General features: G+C 62.6%; 5 protein-coding genes. 4 read left to right on the plus strand and 1 reads right to left on the minus strand.

Annotation, left to right across the window (positions count from 1 at the left end; all coding sequences use genetic code 11):
- Together AB5Y85_RS10605 and AB5Y85_RS10610 are read left to right on the plus strand one after the other, a co-directional pair.
- Positions 1 to 479, plus strand: a 479-nt coding sequence (locus AB5Y85_RS10605) for an SDR family NAD(P)-dependent oxidoreductase (RefSeq protein WP_368221388.1), incomplete at its 5' end; no start/stop codon positions are given.
- A gap of 127 nt (positions 480 to 606) precedes the next feature.
- On the plus strand, positions 607 to 1,521 hold the full coding sequence (locus AB5Y85_RS10610; RefSeq protein ID WP_088868705.1) for a LysR family transcriptional regulator: 915 nt from the start codon (positions 607 to 609) through the stop codon (positions 1,519 to 1,521).
- A gap of 15 nt (positions 1,522 to 1,536) precedes the next feature.
- Here AB5Y85_RS10610 and AB5Y85_RS10615 read toward each other — a convergent pair whose 3' ends face one another.
- Complete coding sequence (locus AB5Y85_RS10615) at positions 1,537 to 2,709, minus strand: MFS transporter (protein ID WP_257687862.1); 1,173 nt, start codon at positions 2,707 to 2,709, stop codon at positions 1,537 to 1,539.
- A 182-nt stretch (positions 2,710 to 2,891) separates the two neighbouring features.
- Here AB5Y85_RS10615 and AB5Y85_RS10620 point away from each other — a divergent pair, with 182 nt between their 5' ends.
- Positions 2,892 to 4,034: a MalY/PatB family protein gene (locus AB5Y85_RS10620; RefSeq protein ID WP_257687863.1), complete on the plus strand. Its 1,143-nt coding sequence runs from the start codon at positions 2,892 to 2,894 to the stop codon at positions 4,032 to 4,034.
- Positions 4,035 to 4,115: 81 nt separating this feature from the next.
- Positions 4,116 to 5,540, plus strand: a complete 1,425-nt coding sequence (locus tag AB5Y85_RS10625; RefSeq protein ID WP_257687864.1) for a TAXI family TRAP transporter solute-binding subunit — start codon at positions 4,116 to 4,118, stop codon at positions 5,538 to 5,540.
- Positions 5,541 to 5,564 lie beyond the last annotated feature (24 nt).

Consider the following 5,564-nt stretch of genomic DNA (forward strand, 5'->3'; position numbering starts at 1 on the left):
GCCTCGATGGCGTGCTGTTCAATGCCGGTCTGCTCGGCACCCTCTCTCCGTTTGAACACATTCAGGAGAAGGAGTGGGACGAGGTGATGCAAGTCAACGTCAAATCGGAATTCCTGCTGACCCAGGCGCTGCTGCCGCTGCTGCGCCAGACTGCCAAGGCGCAGGGCGATGCCTCCATCGTCTATACCTCCTCCAGCGTGGGACGCAAGGGGCGCGCCTACTGGGGCACCTATGCCATCTCCAAATTTGCCATCGAGGGGATGATGGAAGTGCTGGCCGACGAGCTTGAGAACACAGGTGTGCGGGTCAACACCCTCAATCCGGGCGGTACCCGTACCAAGATGCGCGCCAGCGCCTTCCCGGCGGAAGATCCCATGAACCTCAAGACCCCGGCCGACCTGATGCCGCTCTACCTCTACCTGATGGGGTCGGACAGCCGCGGCAAAACCGGCCAGACCTTTGTGGCTCAGCCAAAATAAACAGGCGTATCAGCCCAAATAAATCAATAAAATACCCAGAGTGTTGTGCGGCAAGGGTTAAATTGAATAGGGGGCACAGGCTCCCTGTTCGAACCACTGACCATCCTATCTCCAATCAGGTTGAACTATGTTTCGTCCCAAGAGCACGTTTGAGCAATGGCGGATCTTTCAGGCGGTGGTCGACTGCGGCGGCTACGCCCAGGCGGCCGAGGCGCTGAACAAGAGCCAGTCCTCCCTCAATCATGCGGTTGCGAAGTTGCAGCAGAGTCTGGGGGTGCCCTTGCTGGAGGTGCGCGGCCGCAAGGCGGTGCTGACGCCGGCGGGCGAGATCTTCCTCAAGCGGGCCCGTCAGTTGAGCCAGCAGGTGGAGGAGCTGGAAAATCTGGCCAACAACCTGGAGCGGCAGTGGGAGCCGCAGATCAACCTCTATGTTTCGGCGCTGCAGCCAAGGGATCGCCTCTATCGGGCGCTGGCCAGCTTCTATCCCCGCAGCCGGGGTTGCCGGGTCAACCTGCACGAACGTATTCACTGCCACTTCAACGCCCTGCAACCGGGGGATCTGATGCTCTCCGAGCACCTGCCCGGCGATCGCACCGGCCTGCTGCTGGACGAGGTATGCCTGCTGCCCCTCTGCGCCGCCAGCCATCCGCTGGCACAGGAGGAGGGGCCCATCCGCAGCGACGTGCTGACCAGCCACAACCAGATCAGCCTCCATCCCCCCATTCACCGCTCGGTGGACTGGAACGATGCGGATGATACCGGCTGGAAGGCGACCCACTACCACGAAGTGCTCGCCATGCTGCGCCTCGGCCTCGGCTATGCCTGGCTGCCGCGCCATCTGGTAGAGCGGGAGCTGGCGGAAGGGTCACTCATACAGCTGGATCTGGAGAGCGGCAACGAGCGCCACCTCTATACCTACCTGCTGACCCTCTCCCCCGAATCTCTCGGCCCCGCGACCGAGCTGCTGCTGCGCTGCTTGCGTAACGAGTATCAGGGCGAGTCATCGCCGCTCCCGCACACCCAGCCCCAGCACGGTAAATAACAGCCAGATCCCCCGTCAGACGTTGGGCACCCGCCAGCTGGCAGCCAGTGCCACCAGTGCCAATCCCAGCGCCACCATAAAGACCCCGTGGAAACTCCACACCTCCGCCACCACACCGGCGATGGCCCCCGCCATGATGGAGCCGGTGCGGATGCTGTTGGCAAACAGGGTAGTCGCCACCCCGGCTCTCCCCGGCATCAGATCCTGAAAGTAAGACATGCCGATCCCCGCCACGATACCGATGAAGATGGCATTGAACAGCTGCAAGGCGATCAGGGCGTATTGGTCGGTGAGGGTCACCAGACCGGTGTAAAATGCCGCACCAGCCAGCACCGCCAGCAACATCATGGGGCGCTTGCCAAAACGGGCCGTGTAGTAACCCGCCAGCAGCATGAAGGGGATCTCCAGCGCCGCCGCCGTACCCATCAGGATACCGGCAAGCTTCTCATCCATCCCCAGTTCCCGGGTGATGTAGAGCGGCATATTGATGAGGTACATGCTGTTGCAGGTCCACATCAGGGTGGAGGCGATAAAGAGCGCCCGCACCGCCGGATCCCGCCAGCTGCTGACCCGCTCGCTCTCTTCAGCCAGCTTGGGCAGCGGCAGAGAGGGGAGCCAGCGCCACACCACCAGGGCACAGAGCAGATAGGCCAGTGCCGAGGCCAGGTACATCAGCTCGAAACCGTAGCCGATGGCCAGCGCGAAGGCGATGGGCGGGCCTATGACCCAGGCCAGCGAAAACTGGGCCCGCATCACCGAGCTGAACATGTCAGCCCGCTGGTTGCGGCTGTCAGAATACTCCCGCGCCAGCGCAAACAGCTGGGGACTGGCAGTGGTCGCCAGCGCCGCCAGCATGACCCCCAGACTCGCCAGCAGCCAGTAGTTGCGGTTCCAGGCAAACAGCAGGGAGAGCGCCACTCCGGCAAAACAGCAGCGCAGGATCAGTCGCTTGCGATCCCCCTTGTTGTCGGAGCGATGGCCCAGCCACTGGCTGACCAGAATGCCCACCACAGCATTGATGGTATAGAAGAGCCCGACCAGAAAGGGGCGCACCTGCACCTCTTCGGCCAGAAACAGACTTAAGGTAGGCACCTGCAGTGCCACCGCGACGCCGGTCATAAAGGTCACGGCAAGAAATGAAAGAGAGACGGGGTCAGGGCGTTTGACCGCCGCTATCGACAAGCTCATAGGGTTACCACTGATTGGAGGGACGATACGGGCTAACGGGCGGCAGCCGTATGAAAATTCGGCGCCTATCTTATGTCACTATCAAGAGCGGGCTCAAGGATGGCATAAACAGGTGTGCGCCTTGCGAGGGAAGCCGCGACCCCGTAGAGTGAAAGCCCATCCTGCCAGCACAAGGAGTTCGCATGTTTGATTTTGATCAGGAAGTAGACCGCAGTGGCACCATGAGCCTGAAATGGGACAAGTACAAGGGTCAGGATGTGCTGCCCATGTGGGTTGCCGATACCGACTTTGTCTCTCCCCCGTCCGTGATTGAGGCGTTGACCAAACGGGTCGCCCACGGCATTTTCGGCTATTCACGCCCCTCGCCGCGCCTGATCGAACTCATTATCGAACGGATGGCGACCCGCTATGGCTGGACCATCGAGCCCGAATGGCTGGTATTCCTGCCCGGTGTGGTGCCGGGGCTCAACCTTGCCTGCAAGGCGTGGAGCCAGCATGGCCGCGGTATCATCACCCCCAAGCCGGTCTATTACCCCTTCCTGCAGGCGCCGGGCTTCAATGATCGCCCCCTGCTCACAGTGCCGATGATTGAAGAGGCGGGTCGTTGGGTGCTGGATCTGGCTGAGCTTGAGCGTCAGGCCCCCGCCGCAGATCTGCTGCTGCTCTGCAACCCCCACAACCCGGGCGGCACCATCTTCACCCGTGACGAGCTGCTGGCCATCGATGCCATCGCCGCGCGCCACAATCTGGTGATCTGCTCCGATGAAATCCACTGCGATCTGCTGCTGGATAAAAACGCCCGCCACATTCCCTACGGCGCCATCAGTGCACAAGCAGCCGAGCGCTGTGCGGTGATGATGGCCCCGAGCAAGACCTTCAATATCGCCGGTCTCTGCTGCTCCTTCGCCATTATCCCCAACGCCCGTCTGCGCTTCAGGCTGCAACAGGCGATGCGCGGCATCAGCGCCGACGTCAACCTGCTGGGCTTTGTCGCCGCCGAAGCGGCCTATGAAGGTGGCGAACAGTGGCTGACCGAGCAACTCGACTATCTGGCGGCCAATCTGGCCCTGATCCAGCAGGCGGTGGCCCGCTGGCCCGGCGTCAAGCTGGCCAGTCATCAGGCGACGTATCTGGCCTGGATCGATGTGAGCGCACTTGGCCTTGCCGATCCCATCGCCTTCTTCGAGCAGGCCGGCGTTGGTCTCTCCCCCGGCGCCCAGTTTGGCGACGGCCAGTTCGTGCGGCTCAACTTCGGCTGCACCAGGGCACGGCTGACCGACGCGCTGGCGCGGATGGAGCGGGCAATTCTCAACAACAAGCCCTGATCAGCCAGCAACGGGATGGGCAAGCCCCATCCCTTTTTCGCTGTGTCATCAGCCAGCGGTCAACTCAGTCAACGGTCAATTATGTCTCTACGGATCTTGCATCACCTTCTGCTCCCACTCTGTGCACTCTCTGCGCTGCTCCCCTTTGGCAGCCAGGCGCTGATTATCGGAACGGGCCCGCTCAACGGGGTCTACTACCCGACCGGTGGCGCCATCTGCCGGGTGCTCAATGCCGGCCATGCCCTGCATGGGGACAGCTGCACCGTGCAGAGCACCCGTGGCTCGATGGCCAACCTCAAGGCACTCGACAAGGGGGACGTACAGCTGGCGCTGGTGCAGTCCGATGTGTTGCACCACGCCCTGCACGGCACCGGCCCCTTCAGCGGGCAGGGGGCCAACAATGAGCTGCGCAGCCTGTTTCGCCTCTATCAGGAGTCGTTAACCCTGCTGGCTGCCCCCAATAGCGGCATCACCACCCTGGCAGATATCGAAGGGAAACGGGTCTATCCGGGCAACAACGGAGCCGGTGAGCAGATCACCAGCCAGGCCCTGATGGCAGCCATGGGATGGCAACCCGGGCAGTTTGCTGCCTATCAACTCAAATCGGACAGCGAACCGCTGGAAGGGCTGTGCGACGGCTCGCTGGATGCCGCTTTTGTGGTAGCCGGTCACCCCAGTCTGGCGGTCGGCGATCTGATCAGCCGCTGCAAGGTGCGCCTCATCCCCATCGAAGGGGAGCAGATCGACAGGCTGCTCAAGCAACACCCCTACTACCAGCGCAGCCGTATCGCCGCCAACCTCTATCCGGGACAGACCACAGCCATCAACAACATCGGGATGAGTGCCGAACTGGTGGCGCTGGCCAGCCTGCCGGACCCCATCGTCCGTACCGTGCGCGATACCCTGCTGGCACGGGTCAAACAGTTCAGTCGGCTGCACCCCGCCCTTAGCAAGGTGACTCCCGAGCAGTTGCAGGCGCAAACCGAGCTGCCCCTCCATGCGGGAATGTCGGATCAACCGCCAGCTCCCTTGTCACTGACCCCCGAGCAGTTAACCGCGGAACAGCTGACGCCGGAGCCGTTAACACCAGCGCCATCGGCCTCGGAGGCGGTGCCCACGACAGAGCAGGTGAGTGCCGCCGACGGGATGACAGCCGCCCTTGAAGCGCCCTCTGACGCGACCGCCACCAGCAGTGCCGCAGTGACGACAGAAGCCACAGAGGTTAATCCCTTGCCCGAAGAGGCGCTCGAGGTCACCCCCGAGCTCACTGCTACGCCAACCACCGAGGGTGAGAGCATGGCCCCTTCGGCCGCAGCGTCAACTGCGCCAGCACCATCAGCTGCCGTGTCGACTCAGTTGCAGCAAAGCGCCTCTGCGGCCACTGCGCCGCAAGAGCAGGCAATCCAGCCTGCCAGCAGCGCGGTGACTGGCGAAACCCCGCAGCAGGATAAAACCGACACCCCTCCCGCCCCTGCCACCAGCGCAGCCACACAGCTGCAACCCTGAGTGGTCAACGCCCACAAACGCATC

This window comes from Aeromonas sp. R3-1 (assembly GCF_040908345.1).
GTDB classification, from domain to species: Bacteria; Pseudomonadota; Gammaproteobacteria; order Enterobacterales; family Aeromonadaceae; genus Aeromonas; species Aeromonas veronii.